Annotated in this window: 23 protein-coding genes and 1 pseudogene; 10 read left to right on the top strand and 14 right to left on the bottom strand. The window is 66.9% G+C overall.

Translation table 11 applies throughout. The annotated features are described in order from the left end of the window. The first annotated feature begins 56 nt into the window (after nt 1–56). Together ABV408_RS14595 and ABV408_RS14590 are read left to right on the top strand one after the other, a co-directional pair. Entirely contained in the window at nt 57–674 is a 618-nt protein-coding gene (locus tag ABV408_RS14595; RefSeq protein ID WP_353979629.1) for a YrbL family protein, read from the top strand. Between the two features lie 171 nt (nt 675–845). Beyond that, nucleotides 846–1,283, top strand: coding sequence for an acetyltransferase (locus ABV408_RS14590; protein WP_353979628.1), 438 nt, complete (start codon nt 846–848; stop codon nt 1,281–1,283). A 111-nt stretch (nt 1,284–1,394) separates the two neighbouring features. Here ABV408_RS14590 and ABV408_RS14585 read toward each other — a convergent pair whose 3' ends face one another. The 6 genes from ABV408_RS14585 to ABV408_RS14560 all read right to left on the bottom strand — a co-directional run bounded on the left by ABV408_RS14585 (nt 1,395) and on the right by ABV408_RS14560 (nt 5,489). Beyond that, nucleotides 1,395–2,336, bottom strand: a complete 942-nt coding sequence (locus ABV408_RS14585) for a rhodanese-related sulfurtransferase (protein ID WP_353979627.1) — start codon at nt 2,334–2,336, stop codon at nt 1,395–1,397. Nucleotides 2,337–2,472: 136 nt separating this feature from the next. Then, nucleotides 2,473–2,628, bottom strand: a complete 156-nt coding sequence (locus tag ABV408_RS14580) for a cupin domain-containing protein (RefSeq protein WP_353979626.1) — start codon at nt 2,626–2,628, stop codon at nt 2,473–2,475. A 393-nt stretch (nt 2,629–3,021) separates the two neighbouring features. Further along, the gene (locus ABV408_RS14575) at nt 3,022–3,672 is read right to left on the bottom strand and encodes an FMN-binding negative transcriptional regulator (RefSeq protein WP_353979625.1); all 651 of its coding nucleotides are present in this window, start codon (nt 3,670–3,672) and stop codon (nt 3,022–3,024) included. A gap of 2 nt (nt 3,673–3,674) precedes the next feature. Continuing rightward, complete coding sequence (locus ABV408_RS14570; protein WP_353979624.1) at nt 3,675–4,433, bottom strand: GNAT family protein; 759 nt, start codon at nt 4,431–4,433, stop codon at nt 3,675–3,677. 13 nt (nt 4,434–4,446) lie between these two features. After that, complete coding sequence (locus ABV408_RS14565; protein ID WP_353979623.1) at nt 4,447–4,914, bottom strand: rhodanese-like domain-containing protein; 468 nt, start codon at nt 4,912–4,914, stop codon at nt 4,447–4,449. 104 nt (nt 4,915–5,018) lie between these two features. Then, on the bottom strand, nt 5,019–5,489 hold the full coding sequence (locus ABV408_RS14560; RefSeq protein ID WP_353979622.1) for a GNAT family N-acetyltransferase: 471 nt from the start codon (nt 5,487–5,489) through the stop codon (nt 5,019–5,021). An 89-nt stretch (nt 5,490–5,578) separates the two neighbouring features. Between ABV408_RS14560 and ABV408_RS14555 the strand changes: the two genes are divergently transcribed. Beyond that, nucleotides 5,579–7,087, top strand: a complete 1,509-nt coding sequence (locus tag ABV408_RS14555; protein ID WP_353979621.1) for a PLP-dependent aminotransferase family protein — start codon at nt 5,579–5,581, stop codon at nt 7,085–7,087. Nucleotides 7,088–7,094: 7 nt separating this feature from the next. On the opposite strand, the gene ABV408_RS14550 is transcribed toward ABV408_RS14555, so the two are convergent. Continuing rightward, nucleotides 7,095–8,462, bottom strand: a complete 1,368-nt coding sequence (locus ABV408_RS14550) for a mechanosensitive ion channel family protein (protein ID WP_353979620.1) — start codon at nt 8,460–8,462, stop codon at nt 7,095–7,097. 132 nt (nt 8,463–8,594) lie between these two features. Then, a complete protein-coding gene (locus tag ABV408_RS14545) occupies nt 8,595–9,101 on the bottom strand; it encodes a YchJ family metal-binding protein (RefSeq protein WP_353979619.1) in 507 nt (168 codons plus the stop codon). A gap of 294 nt (nt 9,102–9,395) precedes the next feature. On the opposite strand from ABV408_RS14545, the gene ABV408_RS14540 reads away from it, so the two are divergent. Next, nucleotides 9,396–10,109: a DUF3581 family protein gene (locus tag ABV408_RS14540; RefSeq protein ID WP_035474140.1), complete on the top strand. Its 714-nt coding sequence runs from the start codon at nt 9,396–9,398 to the stop codon at nt 10,107–10,109. A gap of 131 nt (nt 10,110–10,240) precedes the next feature. After that, nucleotides 10,241–11,110, top strand: coding sequence for an ion transporter (locus ABV408_RS14535; protein WP_353979618.1), 870 nt, complete (start codon nt 10,241–10,243; stop codon nt 11,108–11,110). 245 nt (nt 11,111–11,355) lie between these two features. Here the strand turns inward: ABV408_RS14535 and ABV408_RS14530 are convergent, their stop codons facing one another. Then, entirely contained in the window at nt 11,356–12,387 is a 1,032-nt protein-coding gene (locus ABV408_RS14530; protein WP_353979617.1) for a histone deacetylase family protein, read from the bottom strand. A 425-nt stretch (nt 12,388–12,812) separates the two neighbouring features. Between ABV408_RS14530 and ABV408_RS14525 the strand changes: the two genes are divergently transcribed. Beyond that, entirely contained in the window at nt 12,813–13,154 is a 342-nt protein-coding gene (locus ABV408_RS14525) for a zinc ribbon domain-containing protein YjdM (protein WP_353979616.1), read from the top strand. An 86-nt stretch (nt 13,155–13,240) separates the two neighbouring features. Continuing rightward, the gene (locus ABV408_RS14520; RefSeq protein ID WP_353979615.1) at nt 13,241–13,732 is read left to right on the top strand and encodes a GNAT family N-acetyltransferase; all 492 of its coding nucleotides are present in this window, start codon (nt 13,241–13,243) and stop codon (nt 13,730–13,732) included. Nucleotides 13,733–13,771: 39 nt separating this feature from the next. Here the strand turns inward: ABV408_RS14520 and cynS are convergent. The 5 genes and pseudogenes from cynS to ABV408_RS14495 form a co-directional block, all read right to left on the bottom strand. Beyond that, nucleotides 13,772–14,224, bottom strand: a pseudogene (cynS, locus tag ABV408_RS14515) (cyanase). A 52-nt stretch (nt 14,225–14,276) separates the two neighbouring features. Further along, entirely contained in the window at nt 14,277–15,089 is an 813-nt protein-coding gene (locus ABV408_RS14510) for a formate/nitrite transporter family protein (protein WP_353979614.1), read from the bottom strand. A gap of 101 nt (nt 15,090–15,190) precedes the next feature. Then, the gene (locus ABV408_RS14505; protein WP_353979613.1) at nt 15,191–15,655 is read right to left on the bottom strand and encodes a nitrite reductase (NAD(P)H) small subunit family protein; all 465 of its coding nucleotides are present in this window, start codon (nt 15,653–15,655) and stop codon (nt 15,191–15,193) included. Then, entirely contained in the window at nt 15,652–18,240 is a 2,589-nt protein-coding gene (nirB, locus tag ABV408_RS14500; RefSeq protein WP_353979612.1) for a nitrite reductase large subunit NirB, read from the bottom strand. The genes ABV408_RS14505 and nirB overlap by 4 nt, the downstream gene beginning before the upstream one ends. Further along, nucleotides 18,237–19,547 carry an FAD-dependent oxidoreductase gene (locus ABV408_RS14495; protein WP_353979611.1) on the bottom strand — a complete coding sequence of 437 codons (1,311 nt, stop codon included), beginning with the start codon at nt 19,545–19,547 and terminating at the stop codon, nt 18,237–18,239. The genes nirB and ABV408_RS14495 overlap by 4 nt, the downstream gene beginning before the upstream one ends. Nucleotides 19,548–20,260: 713 nt before the next feature. Here ABV408_RS14495 and ABV408_RS14490 point away from each other — a divergent pair. The 3 genes from ABV408_RS14490 to ABV408_RS14480 all read left to right on the top strand — a co-directional run bounded on the left by ABV408_RS14490 (nt 20,261) and on the right by ABV408_RS14480 (nt 24,818). After that, nucleotides 20,261–23,155 carry a molybdopterin-dependent oxidoreductase gene (locus tag ABV408_RS14490; RefSeq protein ID WP_353979610.1) on the top strand — a complete coding sequence of 965 codons (2,895 nt, stop codon included), beginning with the start codon at nt 20,261–20,263 and terminating at the stop codon, nt 23,153–23,155. Beyond that, nucleotides 23,142–24,056 (top strand): uroporphyrinogen-III C-methyltransferase, encoded by a 915-nt coding sequence (gene cobA / locus ABV408_RS14485; RefSeq protein ID WP_353979609.1) that lies wholly within the window; start codon nt 23,142–23,144, stop codon nt 24,054–24,056. The genes ABV408_RS14490 and cobA overlap by 14 nt, the downstream gene beginning before the upstream one ends. Nucleotides 24,057–24,197: 141 nt before the next feature. Then, a complete protein-coding gene (locus ABV408_RS14480; protein ID WP_207032332.1) occupies nt 24,198–24,818 on the top strand; it encodes a TetR/AcrR family transcriptional regulator in 621 nt (206 codons plus the stop codon). Nucleotides 24,819–24,824 lie beyond the last annotated feature (6 nt).

The following is a 24,824-nucleotide window of genomic DNA, read 5'->3' as shown; positions in this document are numbered from 1 at the left end:
GTTATGATTAAGCGTTCATGACATCTGTTACTGCCCTGCGTCCTGGAGTGGCCCTCATGGTTTCTCTCTCTCTCACCCCCGAGCTTGCCCACGGCAACGATCGGGCCGTCTATCGGCATCCCGTCGAGGCCGGGCGCTGCATCAAGGTGCCGCGCTTTCCCGACCGCGGCAGCCAGCAGAACGAGCGCGAGAAGAGCTACTTCGAGGGACTCAAGCGGCGCGGCGTGCATGACTGGCGCTATGTGCCGGAGTACTTCGGCACGGTCACTACCGATCTCGGCGAAGGGCTGGTCTTCGGCCTGGTCACCGATGCCGATGGCTCGCTGTCGCTCAATATTCGCCAGTTCCAGCAGCATGGTGACGCCGCTTGGCTCACCACCCAGGCCTTCGTCGACGAGCTCGAACGACTCTACCGCTATCTGCGCGACAACTGGATCGTACCCTCCGACATCAATGACCGTAACGTGGTGTGCCAGCGGCGCGCCGACGGCAGTATCCGGCTGTGGCTGATCGATGGTGTCTCCAATCCCGACTTCATGCCGCTGGCCAATATCTGGCCGTGGTTCGCTCGGCAGAAAGTGGACCGCCGCATCCGTCGCTTCTATCAGCGGCTGCACGAGTACGGTTTCATTGCCCGGGCGCAGCGGGATGCGCTGCTGGCGAGTCTGCCCTAGGCTTTGTACGAAAACTACCTGCGCTCGGCAATACGGCGTTAAAATCGGCTCAAAATGCTCATTTACACCCCGTAAACTCCGCGTTTTCGCCGATTTTCGCCTTGTCTTACCTTCGCTCGATGACTTTTCGTACAAATCCTAGGGTCCGACGAGTCTTTTGGAATATTGAAGATGCGTTTGAGAACCGCGAATGTCGCTGATTATCCGCGCCTTATCGAGGTATGGGAGGCGTCGGTGCGGGCAACCCATGACTTCTTGGCCGAGCAGGATTTGCAGGCGTTGAAGCCATTGATCTTGAATCAATATTTTGACGCGGTGTGCTTGACGGTAGCCTGCCGTGACGAAGATGACATCGTCGGTTTTGTGGGTGTGGCTGATGCCAATGTCGAGATGTTGTTCATTGCGCCGGACTGCCGGGGCCAGGGCGTGGGGACGCTGCTGCTGAAGCATGCGATCGATCAGCAGGGCGCGACGGCTGTAGACGTCAATGAGCAGAACCACGCGGCGCTGAGCTTCTATCGCGCTCGGGGCTTCGGCATAGGCGGCCGTTCACCGTTGGATGGTCAGGGCAAGCCCTATCCGCTACTGCATCTGCAATTGAACGCCTGATTCAGCGTGCAGGACATCTCAGCCATGGGCAGCGTATAGGCTCGACGATATGGCATCGGCCTCCCGATAAAACGCCCTCCGAGAGGAGGGCGTTTCGCTGTTCGGAGCCGCTCAGCTCGGCTGGCGCGGGTCGCGGCCGATCGGGTGCGGTTCGTTGCGCGCCTTGGCCAGTTCGATCTGGCGCTGACGCTCGCGCGCGCCGGCTCGGGTCTTCTCGGGCAGCGAATCCCAGCAGTGCGGGCAGCTGATACCCGGCACATAGTGCTCGGAGGCCTGATCCTCGGCAGAAATCGGCATGCGGCAGGCGTGGCACTGGGCGTACTCGCCCTCGCTCAGGTCGTGGCGCACCGTGACCCGGTTGTCGAACACGAAGCAGTCGCCGCGCCAGCGCGTGTCGGCTTCCGGCACCTTCTCCAGATAGTTGAGTATCCCGCCCTTGAGGTGGAACACCTCCTCGAAGCCTTCACCCAGCATGAAGCTCGACGCCTTCTCGCAGCGGATACCGCCGGTGCAGAACATCGCGACCTTCTTGTGCCGGCTGGGGTCGTAGTGCTGACGCACATAGTCGGGAAACTCACGAAACGACTTGGTCTGCGGGTCGACCGCGCCCTCGAAGCTACCGATCGCCACTTCGTAGTCGTTGCGCGTATCGATCACCAGCACCTCGGGATCGTCGATCAGGTCATTCCACGCCTCGGGTTCGACGTAGGTGCCGACACGTGCGTTGGGATCGACGCCATCCACGCCCAGGGTGACGATCTCGCGCTTGAGCTTGACCTTGGTGCGGTAGAAGGGCTGCTCGTCGCAGTAGGACTCCTTGTGCTCCAGCGCCGTCAGGCGCGGGTCGCGCTTGAGCCAGGCGAGCAGCGCATCGATCCCGGCACGGCTGCCGGAGACGGTGCCGTTGATGCCTTCGGCGGCGAGCAGCAGGGTGCCCTTGACGTCGAGACGCTGCATTTCGGCGAGCAGCGGTTCGCGCAGGGCTTCGAAGTCGTCGAGGGTGACGAAGCGATACAACGCCGCAACCACGATCGGTTGATCGGTAGAGGACATGCCATAACTCCTGGTAGTCGCCCACGTAAAGGGCGGACCGGGTCTTGAGAGTGGTGAGCGGATGATGGGTAACCGCGCCACCGTAACGAACGCCGCGCATTTTACGCCGCTGACCGGCGAGGTCCAGCGGTGCGGCTCACTCGGGGCCGAAGAACAGTACCCAGGTCGAGAAGTCGGCGGAGAAGGTGTCGAAGCGATGCGCCATGCCCTTGGGCACGAACAGCACGTCGCCGGTACTCGCCGCCAGCCGTTCGCCGTCGCGGTCGAGTACGGCGCTGCCGCTGGCGATCAAGTAGAGCTCGTCACGCGCGTGGGGTGTCTGGGTGTCGATAATGCGCGGAGATAACAGCTCCAGAACCCGGTACTGCCTGAGAAGTACTACGCTCGCCCATGCGGCGTTAAAAATCGACTCACTGAACAACGTTCAGAACGTCCGAAGGACGGCCCGAAGGGTGAGCGGAGCGAGTAACATGCTCATTTACAACCCGTAAACTGGAGCGCCAGCCCGGTCCGTTTTCGCCGATTTTTGCCTTAGCTGCGCGCCCCGGCCTTGCCTTCGCTCGTCGACTTTCCAGACAGCACCTAGCTCATGGCGGGCAATACCTCCACGAACGGGTGCTCTGCGGCGGTCAGCCGGGCGACGATCTCAGCCCAGGGTAGATGGGGCGGTTGCTTCGGACTTTGATCAGTGGCGTTCATCGGTCTCTCTCCATCCACTCAGGCAGTGTGCCGAGGCTTCGTCGAAACCGCACTCATCGATCAGGCCACGCTGGATCGCCGCGCGTTCGGCATCGGGTTTGTGCTGGCTCGCCTTGCGTTGACCGTCGAGCCGCTCGATGACCAGCTCGACGCCGACGATGCCGCGGCACAGGCCGTCGATGAAGCCTGCTGGCGCGTCCTCGATCGACCAGGGGTGGGTGCGATCTCTTTCGAAGTGGTCGGTCAAGGCGGCCACGGTGTCGCGCAGCCAGCTCGCGTCGTCGATCAGGCGTAGCGTGCCGTGGGCGTGGACGACCTGATAGTTCCAGGTCGGCACCACGCGGCCGTGCTCACGCTTGGCGGGATACCAACTGGGGGTGATATAGGCCTGGGGGCCGTGGAAGATCGCCAGCGCCGGGCGTGTCGTGGCGCCAGCGACCAGCGGGTTGGTGCGCGCGACGTGGCCACGCAGCACACCCAGGGGCGCACCCTCGCGCTCGGCTATCCGCAACATCGGCAGGTGGTCGGCCAGCCAGCCGTCGGCATCCCGGGTGATCAGGGTGGCGAAGGGGGCACATGCCATGGCGTCCGCCAGGGCGGTACTGTCGTCGAGTCGAAAGGGCAGCGGTCGGTGCATGCTCAGGCCCCTTCCGAGGCGTCGAGTGGCGCTCGGCAATGCGTCAATGGCTGGCGCTGGGCTCCCGCCGAGGTGAAGTTATCCGGGGCGAGCCACTGCTGGTGCGCGGCGTGAAGCGCGGGCCACTCATCATCGATGACCGAGAACCAGGCGGTGTCGCGGTTACGCCCCTGGACCACCCGGTGCTGGCGGAAGACGCCTTCGAAGCGGAAGCCGAGCCGTTCGGCCGCCCGGCGCGAGGGGGCGTTGAGCGCGTCGCATTTCCACTCCAGGCGCCGATACCCCAGGGCGAAGGCGTGCGCCATCAGCAGCATCAGCGCCTCGCTGGAGAGCCGGCTGCGGGCCATGCGTGGCGAGAAGTTGAGATGGCCGATCTCGATCCGGCCATCGTCGGGCACGATGTTGAGATAGGTGGCCATGCCCACGGCGTGGCTGTCGTGGGGATCGATGATTGCGTAGCACCAGGGGTCCTGGCCTGCGCTCATCGTCTGCAGCCAGTCGCGGCAACCGGGCTCGTCGGTGAACGGGCGGCCGCCGAGATAGGTCCAGCGCGCCTCGCCCTCACGGTCATCGGTGAGGGCCGGATCGGGATGGCGCCACGCCCGCCACAGCGAGGCCGCGTGGCGGGTCACGTCGAGCGGCTCGAGCCGGCAGTAGCGCCCCGTCAATACGCGGTGGTCGGGGCGATGCGCAGGTTGCCAGGCGTTCACCGGCAGACCGATCGGCTGGCCGTGACGGTTCTCGGTGCAGGATGATGGCATCGGGGCTCTCTCCTCAGCAGCCGCAGGCGGTGAGCTCGGCGTCGGCCAGGGAGCCCGGCTCGGGGCCGCTGGCGAGGGGGTGCCCATCGCGTTGCCAGAAGTCCAGGCCGCCCAGCAGCTCCTTGACCGTGAAGCCCGCCGTGGCCAGCTTGAGCGTGCCCCAGGTCGAACCGTTGCAGCCGATGCCGTCGCAGTAGCAGACGTAGACCCGATCCCGCGCCAGCGCCGCCAGGGTGGTGGGATTCATCTCGACATGCGGCAGGCTGATGGCCCCGGGGATATGCCCGGCCAGGTAGTGCGCCCGCGAGCGGGTATCGATCACCACCAGCGCCTCGATGGCGTTGGCAAGATCCTGGGCCAGATCCCAGGCGTCGGTGTGCAGACCTAGCTTGTCGCGCATGGCCGCGGCGGAGATCGCGGGCTCCGGGGGCGGGACTTCCAGCACCCGGGAGGTCGCTGGGGGCGTCGTGATGTCGTTCATGAGGCGGTCTCTCCATCGGCAGGAGTGGCGTTATTCAACGGCTGGTGTTCAGCGGTCGGTATTCATCAGAGCGTATTCAACCGCTCGTATGCCGCAGTTCGTATTCAACGGTCCGTATTCAACAAATAAGTGAAGAAGGCCTCGTCGCGCTGCCAGCCGAGGGCCTGGTAGCGCGACTGCGCGGTGTGGTTCTCGACCTGGGTCCGCAGCATCAATTGGGTCACGCCGTTGTCGTGGGCGAGCTGGCGCGCCGCCCGCAGCAGATCGCTGCCCATGCCCTGGCCGCGCGCCTCGGGGGCGACGAACAGATCGTTGAGGATCCAGCGCACCGCCAGGCTGGTGGTCGAGGGCACCGGAAACAGTTGCACGAAGCCGCGGGCGCTGCCCTGCGCATCGCTCGCCAGCAGCAGATGGGCGTCGCCGTTGGCGAAGCGCTGGGCAAGAAAGTTGCGGGCACCCTCCAGGTCGCCGGGCTGGTGATAGAAGCGCCGGTAGGCGTCGACCAGCGGTGTCAGCTCGGAGATGTCCGCGGCGGTGGCAAGGCGAATCGGGGTCGCGAGATCGAACGTTGGCATGCTGGGCTCCGGGGGCAGTGACTTGGGGTCAGTGTGGCGGCATAGTGGTTCCCCGGTAAGAGCCAGTTATGTCCAGAGTGAGGGAACCAATGGCGGCATCCCAGGCGCATCAGCTGTGGATCATCGAAGCGATCGGCTTGAAACTCGCCGCGTCGGCGTCTCATATCGATGCCTCCAACGCTTCCCTCACGCTGGGCCAGCGGCTCTATGCGGCGCTGCGCGAGTCGATCCAGAGCGGGGCGCTGGCGTCGGGCAGCCAGTTACCGGCGTCCCGGCGGCTGGCCGCGGCGCTGGGGATCGGGCGCAATACCGTGCTGGGGGCGGTGGATCGACTCGTGGCCGAGGGGTTTCTCCAGGCGCGACCCGGCTCGGGGGTGTTCGTTGCCGAGTGGCAGCCACCGCCGCCACTGGCCCCGCGCAGCAGGGGCGAAGCGCCGCCGCAGCTCTCCATTCGTGGCAGGCGCGTTCTCGATTTCGAACGCACCCTGAGCGGCCGCCATAGCGCCTTTGCCCCCGGCGTCCCGGCGCTGGATCGCTTTCCGCGGGAGCGCTGGCAGCGTCTGCTGCGGCGCCACCAGCAGCGTGCGCCGACGGCGTGGTTCGACTACCAGAGCCAGGGCGGGGTGAGCGCGCTACGCGAGGCACTGTGCGACTACCTGCGGCTGTCGCGCTCGGTGCGCTGCCATCCCGGGCAGATTCTGATCACCCAGGGCGCCCAGCAGGGCTTCGAGCTGGTGGCTCGGCTGCTGGCGGATGTCGGCGATACGCTGTGGATGGAGGAGCCCGGCTACGGCGGTGCGCAATCCTGCTTCGTCTCGGCCGGGCTCGCGCTCGAACCGGTACCGGTGGACGCCGAAGGGATGAACGTGGCGGCGCTGGCGGCGGATACCCCGGCGCCGCGGCTGATCTATGTCACGCCGTCGCACCAGTACCCGTGCGGGGTGACGCTGCCGCTGGCCCGGCGCATGGCGCTGCTGGCACTGGCCCGGCACCATCGGGCGTGGATCATCGAGGATGACTACGACAGCGAGTTCCGCTACGCCAGCGCGCCGATCGCCTCGCTGCAGGGGCTGATCGAGGAGGCCCCGGTGATCTATGTCGGCACCTTCAGCAAGGTGCTCTATCCGGGCCTGCGTCTGGGCTATCTGGTACTGCCGGAGACTCTGGTCGAGCCGTTCCGGCGCGCCAACGCGCGCCTGCACCGGGAGGGGCAGTACCTGGTACAGGCGGCGCTGGCCGACTTCATCGGCGAGGGGCACTTCGTGCGTCACGTGGCGCAGATGCGCGAATGCTATCGCCAGCGCCAGGCTGCACTGCGTGAGGCGTTGGCGCCGGCAGTGGCGCGTGGGCTGGTGCTCTCGGCGGGGCAGGCGGGCATGCATCTAGTGGCGCGGCTCGACACCCTCGATGAGGAGCGCGCGCTGGTCGAGCAGGCTGCGGCGGCGGATATTCTGCTCTCGCCGCTATCGCAATACTATCTGCGTGCGCCCGTTCAGGCCGGGCTGGTGCTCGGCTATGCCGGGGCGACGCCGGCCGAGATCGCGCGGGCGGGCGGGTGGCTGGCCCGGCGCTGGCTGGCCCTGCGCGGGGCGGACTGACGCCGGTTCAGGCATCGGCGTCGCCGGAGCCTACGTCATCCTCGCTCGGCCCGGGGCGGGCACGGGTACGCCGATCGCGGGTGTCGCGACGGACCTCTTTACGATGTGTTTCTTCGCGAGGCGTCTCGCCGCCTGACGTTTCTTCTGCTCGCGTCTCGGCGGCATGCGGCGAGCGCTCGCCACCGGCTGCGCTGTGCGTCTGGTCGCGACCGTGCGCGGCCGCGTCGCCATCGCCGTCGCGGCGTATGCCGACGCCCTCGGGCAGATAGATCCGGGAGGCGGGCAGGGCCAGTTCGGCGCCATGCTTCTCGATGATGTCGCGCACCTTGAGCAGGATCTCTTGCTTGATCTCGTGGAAGCGCTGCCAGTCGGTCTCGCGGGTGAAAGCGTAGAGCATGATCTCCAGCGCGTACTGGCCGAAGGTGGTGAAGTTGACCGTGATCAGCTCGTTCTGGTCGATTTCGTCGTGGTGCTTGAGCAGCTGGCGGATATCGCCGGTGATCGCCTCGATGGCTCCGGCATCCTGATAGCGCAGACCTACGGTCTCCCACAGCCGGCGGTTGACCATGCGCGTGGGGGTCTCCACCGAGATCTGGCTGAACCAGGCATTGGGTACGTAGAGCGGTGGCCCGGCGAAGGTGCGGATGGTGGTCAGGCGCCAGCCGATATCCTCGACCATGCCCTCGATCTCGCGGTCGGGGGAGCGAATCCAGTCGCCGACCACGAACGGCTTGTCCAGATGGACCACCATGCCGCCGAAGAAGTTGGCCATGACATCGCGCGCGGCGAAGCCGATCACCAGACCGCCGAAGCCGCCCATGGCAAGGATGCTCGACATCGACACACCGAGTATCTGCAGCCCGATCAGGATCAGGGTGACGATCAGTACCGCGCCGACGATCTTGGTCAGTGCCGATGCCGAGGTTTGATCGACCGGCCGCGCCCGGCAGTTGACCGGCGGAAACACCAGGCGCTGTTCGAGTCGCCGGATCAGGCGGATGCCGCTCCAGGCCAGCAGCAGCAAGGTGATCAGGGCGCCGCTCTTGAACAGGAAACCGGTGAGCGCGGTCACGCCGAGATGCGCGCCGATCACCCCGGCGCCGATCATCAGTGCGCTGATCCAGATCCACCAGCGCAGCGGCAGTCGCAGGGCGTGCAGGAAGGGGTCGTCCCAGCGCCGTGGTGAGCGCACCAGGCGCTGCTCCAGCCGACCGAGGACGAAGTAGAGCACCAGGTCGACGACCGCGGCGATCAGCACGATGGCGATCGGTAGCAGGATCCACCCGGGCAGGCCGAGCCAGTCGCTCAGGCGCTGCTGCAGGTGGGCCAGGGTCTGTGTCGAGAGCGTCTGCGTCGCGTCGTCCAGAGTCTTCATCTGCCTGCTGTATCTGCCATCGTGTCTGCCGTCCAGGGCCCATGGGGGCGAGGGGGAACGGCGGCGAGTATCGAGTAAGCAGCCTAGTCCCGCACAGGCGCGCCTGCCAGCGTGCGCCTTCCGCGTCTCGGCTCAGGGATGGCAGCAGCGCTTGGCCTTCTTGCCGCTGCCACAGGGGCAGGGGGCGTTGCGCTGGGGGACGTTGCTCGCGGCGGAGGGGGCGATCTCGCCGTCCAGGTAGCGCCAGCGTCCCTGGCGGCGGCGGAAGCGCGAACGCTCGTGGAGCACCGACGCGTCAGCGCCTGACGTCGCTGTCAGCGGGCGGTAGTGCGCCTTGAAGGTAACCGTGCCCTGGCTGCCGCGGGCACTGCTGGCGAGGATCTCCAGGCCCAGCCAGTCGCAGTCGCGCTGGTCGAGCAGTTCGGGGGTCAGGGCAGTGTCACGGGTATCCGGGTCCCAGGTGTGATACAGATAGTGTCCGAGGTTGCCGATTGCAAAGGCCGAGTAACGCGAACGCATCAAGGCCTCGGGCGTGGCCGGCAGGGTCTCTCCGCGATGATGCGGCTGGCAGCAGTCGGCATAGCCGAGGCCGCTCCCGCAGGGGCAGGGAAACGTCGCGGGCGGCGTGGTCTGGTGCATGGCGGCGTCCTGGCGGGTTCGGAGGTTGAATCTGGGGGCTGTCGAGACGCTGGGTGTCTGGACGCAGAGCCCTCGCGGCGCGCGCTGCAGGCCTTCGCCAACATCGTTCGCTGCGGCGCCTCTTGCTGCGCTAACGACACGATGTCGCGGTCGCAATGGGAATCTCGACGGACCCTGAGCTATTATTTGTCGCAAAACGTTAATGCGGCGCTGAACTTGGAGATGGCTTGTGGTAAAAAGCGCGTCTTGATCAATGCTCCGGAGCCAGTCACTCGACGTGTAGGTCGATTGCCCATGTTTCTCGACGAGTTTCATTCTACCGACGCCGGCCACTTTTGCATCTCTGCAGAGCAGGCCAGCCGGTTCGCCCGCGAAATCGCCGGCGATTACAATCCGATCCACGACCCCTGTGCGCGGCGCTTCTGCGTGCCCGGCGATCTGCTGTTCGCGCTGGTGCTGTCGCATTACGGGCTGTCGCAGCGGATGACCTTCCACTTCTGTGGCATGGTCGGCGATCGCGTGCCGCTGCACTTCGTCGAGGATGGTGCCGGCACGGTGAGCGTCGAGGACGCCGCCGGCAAGCAGTACCTGCGCGTCGAGCGTGAGGGCTGGACGCTGCGCGACCCGGCCACGGTGGAGACGTTTACCCGGCGTTACGTGGCGTTTTCCGGGCGCAATTTCCCCCACTATCTGAAGCCGCTGCTCGAAGACAAGGGCGTCATGTTCAATCCCCAGCGGCCGCTGGTGATCTACGACAGCATGGGCTTCAGCCTCGAAGACCATGACCCCTGTGATCTCGATCTCGAATTCGCCGGGGCCGAGCTCGACGTCAAGGGCAAGCGCGGCGAGGCGCTGCTCGAGTTCCGCATGCGTTGCCAGGGGCGCGCGGTGGGTACCGGCTCCAAGAAGCTGGTGATCAGCGGCTTGCAGGCCTACGATGCGGAGAAGATGGAGACCTTCGTCACCAACTTCACCCAGCTCAAGGCCGCCAACCCCTGCTCCGCCTAACGGGTGAGCGCGGCCCGATCTAGCCTGCGTGGCTTGGGCGCGAGCCTGCACGGCTTGGGCGTGAGCCTCTCGGCGTCGGCTGACGCGCTCGCGGCGCTGACATGCCGATCGTTATCGTCAGCGGATGATCCATGAAACAGCACGTCTCTCCCTTCCAGCTCTTTGTGCTGGCCATGTCGTTCTACGTGCTCGCGGCACTGTTCGCGACCGCCTTCCTGGATCTGCCGCCGGAGATCGAGCGGCTGATCGGCTACCTCGACTATGTGGTCTGCGCCGTCTTCTTCATCGATTTCTGCCAGCGTTTCTACCGCGCACCGAGTAAGTGGCGCTACATGCGCTGGGGCTGGCTCGATCTGCTCTCATGCATTCCCGCCGGCTGGTTCCAGGCCGCGCGCCTGGCGCGGGTCGTACAGTTGCTGCGCATTCTGCGCGCGCTGCGTTCGATGGAGCTGATCTGGCAACTGCTGTTTCGCAATCGTGCCGAAGGGGTGCTCGCCTCCGTCGCCACCGCGACCGTATTGCTGGTGGTGGTGAGTGCGGTGACGGTGCTGCTGGTCGAGGCCCCCGATCCTCACAGCCCGATCAACACCGCCGAGGATGCGCTGTGGTGGGCGATCGTCACGGTGACCACCGTGGGCTATGGCGACTACTATCCGGTGACCACCCTGGGGCGTGTCGTTGCGGTGCTGCTGATGGTCTGCGGGGTAGGGCTGTTCGGCAGCTTCGCGGCCTATGTCAGCTCGCTGTTCGTCGAGGATCAGGGCGAATCTGAGTCGCGCCAGCACAAGGCCAACCGGCGCATGATGCGCCACATGATCGAACAGGTCAGTGAACTACAGGCGGAGATCGAGGCGCTGCGCGCCGAGCTGCGCACGCATCGCCAGGAGCTGGAGGCCAGGCATGTGCCTTCCGAGACGGCCACTGGGTCTTCACATGACGCTCGGCCAGCGGACGACCCGCCTTCAGAAGAGGACCCGGCCCAGGGGCCTCAGCAGCGATGAGCGCGATGTGCGGGTGTTATGTTGCGCGTGAAATATAAGGGTGCTAATCTATTCCTCGTTGAATAGAGCATCGATTGCGAATTACTCGGTAGTCGTCGTCCTATTAGCAGTCGTTCGAGTCGCGTCTGAGACGCATCTCCTAGGTAACACCCCGCCTCGCCCGCGCATTCCCCCCTCTTGCGCGGGCTTTTTTTATGCCTGAAGGGGGCCCGCCAGCCTTGAATGGGGCTCCTCAGGTTGATGTATCAGCCGGCGTCGAAGCCGCTCAGCACATTGACCACGTTGACCCCGATCTCCTCCACCGCATAGCCACCTTCGAGCAGGAACACCGTGGGCAGGCCGGCGCGCTTGAGCAGGCCGCCGTAGTCGCTGAAGTCGCCGCTTGCGAGGGTGAACGAGCTGATCGGGTCCTGGGCGAAGGTATCGACCCCCAGGGAGACGATCAGCAGCTCGGCGCCGAATGCCTGAATGCGCGCCAGGGCGTCTTCCAGCGCCTGGCGCCAGCGCGGGTAGCCGGTGCCCGGCGCCAGCGGGTAGTTGAGATTGCAGCCCTCACCGCGGCCGCTGCCGGTCTCTTCGGCATAGCCCAGGTAGTAGGGGAACTCCAGCGCCGGGTCACCGTGGATCGAGGCGAACAGCACGTCGTCTCGGTCATAGAAGATCTCCTGGGTGCCGTTGCCGTGATGGAAGTCGACATCGAGAATGGCGACCCGCGCGACGCCTTGGTCACGGGCGTGCTGGGCGGCGATCGCGGCATTGTTGAAGAAGCAGTAGCCGCCGAACTGATCGCGGGCGGCGTGGTGGCCGGGTGGGCGGCACAGCCCGAAGGCGCCACCGCCGTGGGTGAGCACCTGGTCGGTGGCGGCCAGTGCGATGTCCTTGCTCGCCAGCGCGGCGCGGAAGGTACCGGCGCAGACCGAAGTTTCCGCCGCCAGCGCATAGTAGCCGAGACGGCCCTCGAGATTCTCGGGAATACGGTCGCCGCGCAGCGTGCGCGCCGGCCAGATGCTGGGAATCGGCTCGCCGCCGTGGCCTTCGGCCTGCCAGTTCTCCCAGAGGGTTTCCAGGAACTCGACATAAGCGCCGTCATGGACCTCGAGTACGCCGGCGAGCCCGCGGCGCTCGGGCTCACGTACCTCGCCCAGGGCCGCCGTGTGAATCCGCGCGAGAATGATCTCCACCCGTTCGGGACACTCGAAGGGCGTCACCAGCTGGCCGCCGTGAAGTTCGCTGCGGGGATGGCGGAGCTGGGTATCGGCGGTATGGAAGGTCAGCATAGGGGCTCCTCTGGGCGGGTGACGACACGGCAGGCGCCGAAAAAAGGGATACCGGTCGCGCGTGACCGGTGCGCCCAGCATAACCCGGGCAGGCCTCGCCGTGCGGCTCGCTGACACCGATTCGGCCGCGCGACAAAGCGTCGCTGCCGACCTGCGGCGCTGGGCAGGGGCGTGAGCGGGGATTACAATCGCGCCCCAATCGCTAGGCACTGTTTGAAAAGTACTGCGCTCGCCCATGCGGCGTTAAAAATCGGCTCAAAATGCTCATTTACACCGCGTAAACTCCGCGTTTTCGCCGATTTTTGCCTTGCCTGGCCTTCGCTCGTCGACTTTTCAGACAGCACCTAGAAAGCCCCTGTGCACGCCTACCTCGACGTCCTCTACCTGGATGTCATGAGAGCGTCGCCATCGCCATGGATCTCGATATGAGTCAGTTGCCCCCCTGCCCGCAGTGCGCCTCGATCTACACCTACGCCGACATGCGCCTCTACGTCTGCCCCGAGTGCGGTCACGAATGGTCCGGTGAGGCCGAGGAGGAGAGCACCAGCGACACGCCCGCGATCGTGGATGCCAACGGCACGCCGCTGGCCGACGGCGACAGCGTCACCGTGATCAAGGATCTCAAGGTCAAGGGCTCCTCGCTGGTGGTGAAAGTGGGCACCAAGGTCAAGAGTATCCGCCTGGTCGACGGCGACCACGATATCGACTGCAAGATCGATGGTATCGGCGCCATGAAGCTCAAGTCGGAATTCGTCAAGAAGGCATGAGCTGAAGCCGGACGCCGTATTGCCGAGTGCAGGTAGTTTTCGTACAAAGCCTAAGGTCGGACATCCCACGCCCTCAGGAGCCCCGTATGTCTCAGCCACTGCCCGAACTGCGGCGCCTGCGCCCGGATTCTCCCCATCTCGATACGCTGGCGCGCTGGACCTACGGCGCCTGGGGGGCGCGCTATCCCGAAGAGAGCTGGCCGCAGTGGCACGATCATCTGCGCCGGCAGTGCGGTGAGCAGGGCGTGCCCTCGGTGTTCGTCGCCATCGCCGATGTGTCGGGGCGTGAGATTCCGGTGGGCACGGCCAGCCTCACCGCCAGCGATCTGGACTCGCGTCCCGAGCTGACACCGTGGCTGGCCTCGGTGTTCGTGCCGCCGGCGTGGCGTGGACGCGGTATCGCCTCGGCGCTGGTCGAGCGTGTGGCCGAGGAGGCGCGGGTGTCCGGCTGCCCCGGCTGCTATCTGTATACGCCCGACCAGCAGGCGCTCTACGCCCGCCTGGGCTGGCAGGCACAGGAAGAGCTCGACTACCGCGGCGAGCGGGTCACCCTGATGTGGCGTGAATGGCCCGCGTGAGCGTGGCGGTTGCGCACTGATCGGCCGGCCGGGCTCGCCTCACCAGCTCTTGTAGGGCAGGAACTTGCCGTTCAAGGTCACGACCACGCGATCTCCCTTGGGATTTTCCTCTCGTTCGACCGCCATCTCGAAGTCGATGGCGCTCATGATCCCGTCGCCGAACTTCTCCTGAATGACGTCTTTCAGCGTCGGCCCGTAGACGCCGACGATCTCGTAGAGCCGGTAGATCAGCGGATCCTGGGGGACGGCCTGATCCCAGGTCTTGGTGGGGAAGGCTTCGAGTGCCGCCACCACCTCGTCAGCGAGCTCATCTTTCAGGTCCAGGGCCTCGGCGATCCGGCGCGCGCTCTGGGCCGGTGCGCTGTTCATGCCGTAGCAGGCCGAGGCGACCCACACCGGTTAGTGGCCGCTGGCCGCGGCCAGGTCGTCCCAGCTCAGGCCCTGGCGTGCCTTGGCGGCCATCAGCGTGTGGTGCATTTCCAGCTTGTCCATGGGGTGTCTCCTGGGGTCGATATGTGCGCCGCCGTCGCCGGCGGCGGGTTGGTCAGATCAGGTCGCGCTTGGGGCCGGTACGCACATGGGTGGCGTAGAGGGTAAGACCGGTGAAGGCGATGCCGCCGGCCAGATTGCCCAGCACCGTGGGGATCTCGTTCCAGATCATGTAGTCCATGACCGAGAAGCCGCCGCCCATGATCATCGCCGAGGGGAACAGGAACATGTTGACGATGGAGTGCTCGAAGCCCATGTAGAAGAACAGCATGATCGGCATCCACATCGCGATCACCTTGCCGCTCACCGAGGTGGAGATCATCGCGCCGACCACGCCCATCGAGACCATCCAGTTGCACAGCATGCCGCGCACGAAAATGGTGAACCAGCCGGCCAGGCCGTACTGGGCGTAGCCCAGTGTGCGTGCCTCACCGATACCGGCGATCTTTTCGCCCACCGCGCCGGGGCCGATGGAGAAACCGTAGGTGAGGATGAAGGCCATCATCAGCGCCACCGTCAGCGCGCCGCCGAGATTGCCCAGGAAGACCCATCCCCAGTTGCGCAGCACCCGCTCGACGGTGACGCCCTGGCGCCGATCCAGCAGCGCCAGCGGGGTCAGCATGAACACCCCGGTGAGCAGATCGAAGCCCATGAGATAGAGCATCACGAACCCCACCGGGAACAGGATCGCGCCCACCAGCGGCTGGCCGGTCTGCACCGTGATGGTGATCGCGAAGGCCGCGGCCAGGGCCAGGATGGCACCGGCCATGTAGGCGCGGATCACCGTATCGCGGGTCGACATGAAGATCTTGGATTCGCCGGTGTCGACCATCTTGGTGACGAACTCGGGGGGAGTGAGATAGGACATGGGGCTTTCCTCGCTTGTTGTGACTTGTCGTTGTAGGGGAAGCATCGACTGCTGGGTCCAACCACTGCTATCGCGCGCCGCGGTATCGACGGCGGCGCCACTCAGATATCTGCACGCGCCTCAAGCAGCACGACGTCATCGCCACGCAGGGCGACGGGCCAGGTCTGCAGGCGCTGTTCGGGATCCTCCAGACAGACCCCGTCGCGTAGCCGGAAGTGCTGTTTGTAGAGCGGCGAAGCGATCACTCGCTCACCTTGCAGCTCGCCGATAATGCCGCGCCCGATCACATTGGCCCCCGAGAAGGGGTCGCGGTTATCGACGGCGTAGAGGCAATCGCCGGCAGCGTCTTCGGGCTGTCTGGAACGATCGGCAGTGTCTTCGGGCTGCCTGGAACGACTGTCGGCGGCGTCGGGCCGAGCGGGCAGATAGAAAATCGCGATCTGATGGCCCGCGTGCCAGGCCACCACGCCCGAATGCGCCACCAGATCGGCCCGCGTGCAGAGGCGCGCACAGTGCGGCGACGAGGCATGCGCTGCGGTCGAAGCCGCCAGGGTCGACGGGCTCATGAGCTCATCTCCACGGCCAGCGAAGCGATCTCCTCGGCCCGCGCCGGACGTGGCTGATCACGCTCGTTCACGCTGACGATATCGGGGTCGGGGCGTTGGTCGTTGACGAAGGTGCGGAAGCGCTTGAGCTTCTCCGGGTCCTTGAGCGCGCCGGCCCACTCGCACTCGTAGCGGTCGACCACCTGCTGCATCTGCGTCTCCAGCTCGGCGCCCAGGCCGAGACTGTCTTCCAGGATGACCTGCTTGAGATAGTCGAGGCCGCCGTCGAGGTTCTCGCGCCATACCGAGGTGCGCTGCAGCTTGTCCGCGGTGCGGATGTAGAACATCAGGAAACGGTCGATAGTGCGCAGCAGCGTGGCATCGTCGAGGTCGGTGGCGAATAGCTCGGCGTGACGCGGACGCATGCCGCCGTTGCCGCAGACGTAGAGGTTCCAGCCGTGTTCGGTGGCGATCACCCCGACGTCCTTGCTCTGTGCCTCGGCACATTCGCGGGTGCAGCCGGAAACGGCGAACTTGAGCTTGTGTGGCGAGCGCAGACCCTTGTAGCGATTCTCGATCGTCAGCGCCATGGCGACACTGTCCTGCACGCCGTAGCGGCACCAGGTGCTGCCGACGCAGGATTTCACCGTGCGTGTCGACTTGCCGTAGGCGTGACCGGTCTCGAAGCCGGCCTCGATCAGCTCGCGCCATATCTCCGGCAGTTCGTGGAGCTGGGCGCCGAACAGATCGATGCGCTGGCCGCCGGTGATCTTGGTATAGAGCGCATACTTCTTGGCCACCGCACCGATGGCGATCAGCTTGTCCGGGGTGATCTCGCCGCCGGGGATGCGCGGCACCACCGAGTAGGTGCCGTTCTTCTGCATGTTGGCCATGAAGGTGTCGTTGGTGTCCTGCAGCGGAATCAACGATGGCTCGGCGATCGGCGCATTCCAGCACGAGGCCAGGATCGAGGCCACCGCCGGTTTGCAGATGTCGCACCCCAGATGCCCCTTGCCGTGGCGGGTGTGCAGTGCCTCGAAGCTCTCGATGCCCTCGACGCGCACCAGGTCGTAGAGCTCCTGACGGGTATAGGCGAAGTGTTCGCACAGGCTCTTGTCGACGGCGATGCCGCGGCTTTCGAGCTCATGGTCGAAGACCTGCTTGAGCAGGGCGGTGCAGCCGCCGCAGCCGGTGCTCGCCTGGGTCTCGGCCTTGAGCGACGCGAGATCGGTGCAGCCCTGGGCCACCGCCTGGCACACCGCGCCCTTGGTCACGTTATGGCAGGAGCAGATGGCGGCGCTCTCGGGCAGCGCATCGGCCCCCAGCAGCGGCGCGCCCTCGCCCTGGGGCAGGATCAGACTGGCGGGATCGGCGGGGAGGGGAATGGCGTTCTGCACGTACTGCAGCAGGGTGTCGTAGTAGCTGTTGTCGCCCACCAGCACCGCGCCGAGGGCGCGCTTGCCGTCGGCTGAGACCACCAGGCGGCGGTAGCCGTGGCCGGCTTCGTCGATGAAGCGATAGCTCACCGCCCCCTCGGTGGTGGCGTGGGCGTCGCCGATCGAGCCGACGTCGACGCCGAGCAGCTTGAGCTTGGTCGACATGTCGGCGCCGCTGAAGGTTTCACAGACATCGTCCAGACAGCCGGCAACGGTGCGTGCCATGGTGTAGCCGGGGGCGACCAGGCCGAAGATCCGGCCGTTCCACAGCGCGCACTCGCCGATGGCGAAGATCGCCGGGTCGGAGGTGACGCAGGTGTCGTCGATGACGACCCCGCCGCGTTCGCCGATCGCCAGGCCGCACTCCCGTGCCAGCCGGTCCTGCGGGCGGATACCGGCGGAGAACACGATCAGGTCGGTCTCCAGCCAGGTGCCGTCGGTGAAGTTCATGCGATAGCGGTGGTCCTCGCCGGCCACGATCTCGCGGGTGGCGCGATCCACGTGCACGCCGACGCCGAGCGCTTCGATACGCGCCCGCAGCGCCTGGCCGGCCTCGGCATCGAGCTGCACCGGCATCAGGCGCGGCGCGAACTCGACTACGTGGGCCTCCAGCCCCAGCGACTTGAGCGCGTTGGCCGCTTCCAGCCCCAGCAGGCCGCCGCCGACCACCACCCCGCGGGGGGCTTCGCGCTGTGCCAGCGACGCCGCCGCGGCACGAATCTGGTCGAGGTCATCGAGGGTGCGGTAGACCAGCTGGGCGTGGCCACTGGCGTCCTCCGCTGGGGTCGGAATCGGCGGCACGAAGGGGTAGGAGCCGGTGGCCAGGATCAGGCGGTCGAAGGGGTAGCGGTGATCGGCGCTGATCACCTCGCGGCTCTCGCGATCGATCGCGCTGATGCACTCGCCCAGCCGCAGCTCGATGCCATGGCGGGCGCAGAAGTCGGCGTCGCCGAGCGCCAGTGACTCGGCGTCGCTGCCGCCGAAGTAGTCGGAGAGATGCACCCGATCGTAGGCGCGGTGGCGCTCCTCGCCGAACACGGTGATTGCATAGCGCTGGTGAAGGTCTCGGGCGACCAGCTGCTCGAGGCAGTAGTGGCCGACCATGCCGTTGCCGATCACGATCAGGCGCGCCGGGGTATCGGCTGCCGGCGTGGTAGCGTCGCGTGTCATGCCGCTTCCTCCTGGGTCGGTTGGGCCTCTGTGGCCAGGTGGCGTTCGATGTCGCGGGGGCCGAACAGCAACGCCTCGCGACAGTGAGACAGGGGCGTGGCCGCCTGGGCCAGGGCGAAGAGCGCCGGGCCGGCGGCGGTGTCGCCGTAGAGCAGGGCGCCGATCAGACGCGAGTCGCGCAGCAGCAGCCGGCGATAGTCGCCGTGCTCGGCGTCGGCATAGGTGAGTACCTCGGTGGCGGCGTCCTCGGCTTCGGCCGGACCGAAGGCGTAGAGCGAGACGCCGGCGACCTTGAGTCGGGTGGCGCAGTCGCGACGCACATAGCCGGGCGTGGTGGCCTGGCCCGGGGCGTCGGCGCACAGATGCGCGGCAAGCACCTCGACCTGCTGCCAGATGGGTTCGACCAGCCCCACGGTGTCGCCCTCGAATTCGCAACACTCCCCCAGCGCATGGATGCGGGGGTCGCTGGTGGCCAGGTGGGCGTCGACGCGAATGCCACGAGCGACGTCGAGCCCGGCGCGTCTGCCCAGCTCGCTGTGGGCCTCGATGCCGGCGGCGATGACCACGCAGTCGGCGGCCAGCCGGCGGCCGTCGGCGAGGGCCACCGCGCAGACGTTACCCGCGGCATCGCCTTCACAGCGCGCCAGGGTGACGCCGGTCATGAGCGTCAATCCGCGCTGTGCCAGGGCCTGTGCCAGCCAGTCCGCGGCGGTGCGATCCAACTGCCGGTTCATCAGCCGTTCGCTGCGCTGCAGCAGGGTCACCTCGAGGCCGCGCCGGCGCAGTCCCTCGGTGGCTTCCAGGCCGAGCAGGCCGCCGCCGACCACGATGGCCTTGCGCCCCGGGGACTGGTCAGCGAGCCAGTCGGCGTCGTCGAGCGTGCGGAAGGCACCGACGTTGCCCAGTTCGATGCCCGGAATCCGGGGCATGGCCGGGCGCGAGCCGGTGGCCAGAATCAGTCGGTCATAGGCAAGACGCTCGCCCGTCTCCAGCGTGACCTCGCGGGCGGCGCGGTCGATGACCGTGACACGCTGGCCCAGGCGCTCGCTGACGCTGACGTTGCCGCGCGTCTCGGCGATCTCCAGATCCAGCGCCGGCCGCGCGATCTCTCCGGCCAGCCAGGGGGACAGCAGTACCCGGTTGTAGGCGGCGGCACGCTCTTCACCGATGAGGGTGATCTGGACATCGAGGCGGCAGCGCGTGCGCAGCGTATTGAGCAGGCGATGTCCGGCCATGCCATTGCCGACGATGATCCAGCGCCGGGGGCCTGTGTTCGGGGGCTCGGCACGCTGTGCGGTCTCTCTCATCTCGTCCTCCCTTGGCGCTGCGGGGCATGCCCCATACAACGCAAAAAGGCGCCTGATGACGCGAAGGAGAAGCTCCGCGGCATCAGGCGCCTTTGCCTGAATCTGAATGGGCCTGAATCTGAAGGGGCCCGAATCTGAAGGGGCCCGAATCTGGATCGGTCAACACGCAGCGCGACCGCCGTTGGTCGCTGCTGTGTTGATCCAAGCGAAGCGCATGCCAGCAAGTCGATATCACCGCCGATTCAGTGGGTTGATACCGGAGGGGAGAAAGCGGCGGCGGGTCTCGGCAAGCGAGTTTGAGCCTCCACGGTGCAGCGGTGGCGTTGACTGCACCATGAGTTGGCATCGGCGTGCGCCAGATCGCGCCGAGCACGCCGGTGGCGCATCGCCGAACGAGACAGGTTATTGATAAAAAGGCAGAAACATAGAAAAGGCGCAGTTATTGCGCAATCAACGGGGAGTGGCGTTGCCGCCCGCTGCGGCGGATACCAGCGCTGCCGACGCGCGGCCCACGAGAGCCGCACGACCATGATTCAGTATCCGTGGGCTCGAGGCAGGGCACGCGGTACGGGCAACGAGGCCCGACACCAGGCTACGGCTTGGGGTCGGGCTTTTTTTGTGCCCATTTTTATGACCACCAGCCCTGACGCAGACGCCCCGAGCAGCGCCAGGCGACGTCAACCACTGCTGTTGGCGCATCGAGGGAGGAGTTCATGCCGCTATCTCGAACTGCATCTCAACCCACCTCGCCAGCGACGCCCCGAGCCGCTGGCGCCGGCGACGTGATGGGGGAGGGCACCACCACCTGCCCGCCTTCCAAGGGCACCACGACTTGCCCGCCTTCCAAGGGCACCACGACTTGCCCGCCTTCCAAGGGCACCACGACTTGCCCGCCTTCCAAGGGCACCACAACCTGCCCTTATTGCGGCGTCGGCTGCGGTGTCGATATCACCTTCAGCGACGGCAAGCCCTCGGCGGTGGCGGGAACGCGCAGCCATCCGGCCAATGGCGGGCGGCTGTGCGTCAAGGGGAGTGCGCTGCACGAGACGCTGGGACATGAAGGGCGGCTGCTCTACCCGCAGGTGGATGGCCAGCGGGTCGACTGGGACAGTGCGCTCGATACCCTTGCCGAGCGGCTGGCAGCGACCCAGCGCGAGCATGGCCGGCAGTCGGTCGCGGCCTATCTCTCCGGTCAGCTGTTGACCGAGGATTACTACGTCGCCAACAAGCTGTTCAAGGGCTTCCTGGGCACCCCCCACGTGGATACCAATTCGCGGCTGTGCATGGCCTCGGCCGTGAGTGCCTACAAACGCGCCTTCGGGGCCGACGCCGTGCCCTGCTGCTACGCCGATCTGGAGTGTGCGGAGCTGGTGGTACTGGTGGGCGCCAATCCGGCCTGGAATCATCCGGTGCTCTACCAACGGCTGAAGGCGGCCAAGCAGCGCAATCCGCTGCTGCGGGTGGTGGTGATCGACCCGCGGGTCACCGACAGCTGCGAGATCGCCGATCTCTATCTGGGGATCGCCCCCGGCAGCGATGCGCGTCTGTTCACTGGCCTGCTGGCGTGGATGGCGGCCAGCGGGCGCCTCGACCGCCCCTATCTCGAGCGCCACACCCAGGGGGTCGAACAGACCCTGTCCGCGGCGCGGGAAGACGATGTCTCGCTCGCGGCCATCGCTGCCGACTGCGATATCGATCTGGAGCGTCTGGAGACCTTCTACTACTGGTTCGCCAGCCAGCTGCACGTGGTCACGCTCTACTCCCAGGGCATCAATCAGTCGAGCAGCGGCAGCGACAAGTGCCAGGCGATCATCAACTGCCATCTGGCCGGCGGCAAGCTGGGTCTGCCCGGCGCCGGGCCCTTTTCGATCACCGGCCAGCCCAATGCCATGGGCGGGCGCGAGGTCGGCGGTCTGGCCAACCAGCTGGCGGCGCACATGGATTACGACTCGCCGGGGGCGATCGAGCGGGTGACGCGCTTCTGGGGTACACCGGGGCTGACGCCGAGCCTGCCCGAGGGTCCGGGGTTGAAGGCGGTGGCGCTGTTCGAGGCGATCGAGCGCGGCGAAATCCAGGCGCTGTGGATCATGGCCACCAATCCGGTGGTCAGCCTGCCGCAGGCCGATCACATCAAGCGCGTTCTGGCCGCCTGTCCGCTGGTGATCGTCTCCGACTGCCTGGCCAACGCCGAGATCCTGGAGGTGGCGGATATCGTGCTGCCGGCCACCGGCTGGTCGGAGAAGGATGGCACCGTGACCAACTCGGAGCGCTGTATCTCGCGCCAGCGCGGGCTGCTGCCGCCACCGGGGGAGGCACGTCACGACTGGTGGGCGCTGAGTCAGGTCGCTGCCCGCCTGGGTTACGCCGAGGCGTTCGCCTACCGCCATCCGGCGCAGATCTTCGCCGAGCATGCCCGGCTCTCGGGGTTCGAGAACGGTGATAGCCCTGCGGGCGCGGAAGAGGCCGATAGCCCCTGGCGGGTCTTCGATATCTCGGGCCTGGCCGATCTCGACCGCGAAGGCTACGACGCCCTGGCGCCGATCCAGTGGCCGGTCAACGCAAGTGCCCCGGCGGGCACGCCGCGGCTGTTCGTGGATGGCCGTTTCGCCACGCCCGACGGTCGCGCGCGGCTACTGCCGGTGCGCCCCCGTGCTCCCGCACAGGCGCTCGCGGCGCGCTATCCCCTGCGTCTCAATACCGGGCGCATCCGCGATCAGTGGCACACCATGACGCGTACGGCCCGCGCGCCACGCTTGATGAACCATCGCGCCGAGCCGTTCGTCGAGATCCACCCGCGGGATGCCGCCTACGCCGGCATCCAGGATCAGCAGCTGGTCGAACTGGCGGCAGCCGGTGGGTGCTATCGGGCCCGTGCGCGCCTGGCCAAGGCGCAGCGCCGCGGTGAGCTGTTCGCACCGATGCACTGGAACGCGGCCTTCAGCGGTCGTGCCAAGGTCAATGCGCTGATCCAGGCCCACGTCGATCCGCTCTCCGGGCAGCCCGAATCGAAGCACGGCGCGGTGGCGCTGCGGCCGCTGCCGCTGGCCTGGGAGGCGACGCTGCTCGTCGCCGACGATCTGGCGATGAGCATCGATCCGCGCCCCGGCTGTGACTACTGGGCGCGCATTCCGCTCGCCAACGCGCTGCGCTGGCAGCTCGGCGGTGCCCCGGAGAGCGCCGGGCGCGACTGGCTGGCGTGGCTGGCGGCCGAGCTGCCGGTGGCGGTCTCCCAGTGGAGCTGTGACGCCGCCCAGGGGCGGCTGCGCGCCAGCGGTATCGAGGCCGGCCGGCTGCGCTGGTGGCTGCTGGTCGGGCCGCCGGCGTCGCTGCCTGCGCTGCACTGGCTCGAACAGCGCTTCGCCCGCGGGCTCGAGGGCGATGACCGCCGACGTGTCCTGGCCGGCTGCGATAGCGGCGCCGAGGATGACGGCGCCATCGTCTGTAGCTGCCATCAGGTCGGCCAGCGGCGCATCGTCGCCGCGATCCGTGCCGGCGATAGCAGCGTGGAGGCGCTGGGGGCGCGGCTCGCCTGCGGCACCCAGTGCGGCTCCTGCCAACCCGAATTGAAAGCGCTGATCGAAGAGGAGAGCGCCCATGTCGATGCCTGAACTCAGTATCCACGACTCCCGTTTCGGCGCCCGCTGGGCGCGGCTGTGGCAGCGCGGTCGCCAGTGGCTGAGGCCGGAGGCAGCGCGCGGCGTCGACCTTGCCGGCGCCGGTGCCGTTACCCCGGACGCCGCTCCTCACGGGCGTGTCAGCCTGGTCGGCGCCGGTCCTGGCGCCGCGGACCTGTTGACCCTGCGCGCCGCCCGGCGGATCGCCGAGGCCGAGGCGGTGGTCTACGACCGCCTGGTCGGCGACGACGTGCTGGCGCTGCTGCCGGCGGGCTGCGAGCGCTACTACGTGGGCAAGGCGCGCGGCCACCACAGCGTGCCCCAGGCGGAGATCGGCGCGCTGCTGGCGAGACTGGCCGGCGCGGGCAAGCGGGTGGTGCGCTTGAAGGGGGGCGACCCGGGGGTCTTCGGGCGCATGGGCGAGGAGCTGGCGGCACTCGCCACGACCCGAGCCGAGGTCGAGATCGTCCCCGGGCTCACCGCCGCCTCGGCGGCGGTCGCGGCCATGGGTATCCCGCTGACCGACCGCGCCCACGCCCAGCAGCTGCGCTTCGTCACCGCCCAGCTCTGTCGGGAGCAGGGCACGCCGGACTGGGCCGCGCTGGCGCGTCGCGACGAGACGCTGGTGTTCTACATGGGGTTGTCCAAGGTGGCGGCGATCTGCCACGGCCTGCGCGCTGCCGGCCTGCCGGATGAGTGGCCGATGATGCTGATCAGCCACGCCTCGCTGCCCGAGCAGCAGGCGCTGGTGGGCACCCTGGCGGACATGCCCGCACGGCTGGCCGAGTCGCCGCTGCCGTCGCCCTGTCTGATCGTGGTGGGCAGCGTGGTGGCGATGACGCACACCTCGCCCGCCGCGCCGACGCCCGCGGTCGCTGCAGCCCACGCTGATTGAGGCGCGTGTTGCCCGCGACTCGCCAGGGGCCGCTTGTGGTGTCTGCCTCGGGTGCGAGGACGAACACCGGCTGACGTCTCACCGCAGACGCGATGATAGACTGGTCGCGCAGCGGAGAATCGACGGGGTCAGAGAGGTGGCATGGCCAAGCAGAAGGGAGAAATTCGCCAGCGCAATGTCGAGAACATTCTGCTGGCGGCGGAGCGGGTGTTCGCCGAAAAGGGGTATGCTGGCGCCTCGATGGGCGAGATCGCCCAGCTGGCCGAGATCCCCAAATCCAACGTGCACTACTACTTCTCGACCAAGGGGGAGCTGTACCGCGAGGTATTGCTCGGCCTGCTCGAGGTCTGGAAGCAGGATGCGCTGTGCTTCGAGCTCTACGACGACCCGCGCATCGTACTGTCGACCTATATCCGCGCCAAGATGCTGCATTCGCGCAATCGCGCCGCCGGCTCCAAGGTCTGGGCGGCGGAGGTGATGCAGGGCGCCCCGGTGCTCGGCGACTGTTTGCGCGACAACCTCTACGAGTGGGCCAAGCTCAAGGAGGCCAAGATCCGCGAGTGGATCGAGGCCGAACGCATTCTGCCCGTGGAACCCTCCTATCTGCTGTACATGATCTGGGCCTCGACCCAGCACTACGCCGATTTCGATCACCAGATCTACCTGCTCAACGACGATGCCCCGCTCGACGACAGGCAGTTCGAGCGTGCGGTGCAGACCGTGACCAGCACCCTGCTGCGGGGGATCGGGTTGTCGCCCTGAGTGCGC

The sequence above is a fragment of the Salinicola endophyticus genome (assembly GCF_040536835.1).
Taxonomy (GTDB): domain Bacteria; phylum Pseudomonadota; class Gammaproteobacteria; order Pseudomonadales; family Halomonadaceae; genus Salinicola; species Salinicola endophyticus_A.
This window is presented reverse-complemented; position numbering and strand designations above follow the sequence as displayed.

What these genes read in the sequence shown, in the direction of transcription:
- ABV408_RS14595 (WP_353979629.1), top strand. Translation starts at nt 57, where the DNA reads ATGGTTTCTCTCTCTCTCACCCCCGAGCTTGCCCACGGCAACGATCGG.
- ABV408_RS14590 (WP_353979628.1), top strand. Translation starts at nt 846, where the DNA reads ATGCGTTTGAGAACCGCGAATGTCGCTGATTATCCGCGCCTTATCGAG.
- ABV408_RS14585 (WP_353979627.1), bottom strand. Translation starts at nt 2,336, where the DNA reads ATGTCCTCTACCGATCAACCGATCGTGGTTGCGGCGTTGTATCGCTTC.
- ABV408_RS14575 (WP_353979625.1), bottom strand. Translation starts at nt 3,672, where the DNA reads ATGCACCGACCGCTGCCCTTTCGACTCGACGACAGTACCGCCCTGGCG.
- ABV408_RS14570 (WP_353979624.1), bottom strand. Translation starts at nt 4,433, where the DNA reads ATGCCATCATCCTGCACCGAGAACCGTCACGGCCAGCCGATCGGTCTG.
- ABV408_RS14565 (WP_353979623.1), bottom strand. Translation starts at nt 4,914, where the DNA reads ATGAACGACATCACGACGCCCCCAGCGACCTCCCGGGTGCTGGAAGTC.
- ABV408_RS14560 (WP_353979622.1), bottom strand. Translation starts at nt 5,489, where the DNA reads ATGCCAACGTTCGATCTCGCGACCCCGATTCGCCTTGCCACCGCCGCG.
- ABV408_RS14555 (WP_353979621.1), top strand. Translation starts at nt 5,579, where the DNA reads ATGGCGGCATCCCAGGCGCATCAGCTGTGGATCATCGAAGCGATCGGC.
- ABV408_RS14550 (WP_353979620.1), bottom strand. Translation starts at nt 8,462, where the DNA reads ATGAAGACTCTGGACGACGCGACGCAGACGCTCTCGACACAGACCCTG.
- ABV408_RS14545 (WP_353979619.1), bottom strand. Translation starts at nt 9,101, where the DNA reads ATGCACCAGACCACGCCGCCCGCGACGTTTCCCTGCCCCTGCGGGAGC.
- ABV408_RS14540 (WP_035474140.1), top strand. Translation starts at nt 9,396, where the DNA reads ATGTTTCTCGACGAGTTTCATTCTACCGACGCCGGCCACTTTTGCATC.
- ABV408_RS14535 (WP_353979618.1), top strand. Translation starts at nt 10,241, where the DNA reads ATGAAACAGCACGTCTCTCCCTTCCAGCTCTTTGTGCTGGCCATGTCG.
- ABV408_RS14530 (WP_353979617.1), bottom strand. Translation starts at nt 12,387, where the DNA reads ATGCTGACCTTCCATACCGCCGATACCCAGCTCCGCCATCCCCGCAGC.
- ABV408_RS14525 (WP_353979616.1), top strand. Translation starts at nt 12,813, where the DNA reads ATGAGTCAGTTGCCCCCCTGCCCGCAGTGCGCCTCGATCTACACCTAC.
- ABV408_RS14520 (WP_353979615.1), top strand. Translation starts at nt 13,241, where the DNA reads ATGTCTCAGCCACTGCCCGAACTGCGGCGCCTGCGCCCGGATTCTCCC.
- ABV408_RS14510 (WP_353979614.1), bottom strand. Translation starts at nt 15,089, where the DNA reads ATGTCCTATCTCACTCCCCCCGAGTTCGTCACCAAGATGGTCGACACC.
- ABV408_RS14505 (WP_353979613.1), bottom strand. Translation starts at nt 15,655, where the DNA reads ATGAGCCCGTCGACCCTGGCGGCTTCGACCGCAGCGCATGCCTCGTCG.
- nirB (WP_353979612.1), bottom strand. Translation starts at nt 18,240, where the DNA reads ATGACACGCGACGCTACCACGCCGGCAGCCGATACCCCGGCGCGCCTG.
- ABV408_RS14495 (WP_353979611.1), bottom strand. Translation starts at nt 19,547, where the DNA reads ATGAGAGAGACCGCACAGCGTGCCGAGCCCCCGAACACAGGCCCCCGG.
- ABV408_RS14490 (WP_353979610.1), top strand. Translation starts at nt 20,261, where the DNA reads ATGCCGCTATCTCGAACTGCATCTCAACCCACCTCGCCAGCGACGCCC.
- cobA (WP_353979609.1), top strand. Translation starts at nt 23,142, where the DNA reads ATGTCGATGCCTGAACTCAGTATCCACGACTCCCGTTTCGGCGCCCGC.
- ABV408_RS14480 (WP_207032332.1), top strand. Translation starts at nt 24,198, where the DNA reads ATGGCCAAGCAGAAGGGAGAAATTCGCCAGCGCAATGTCGAGAACATT.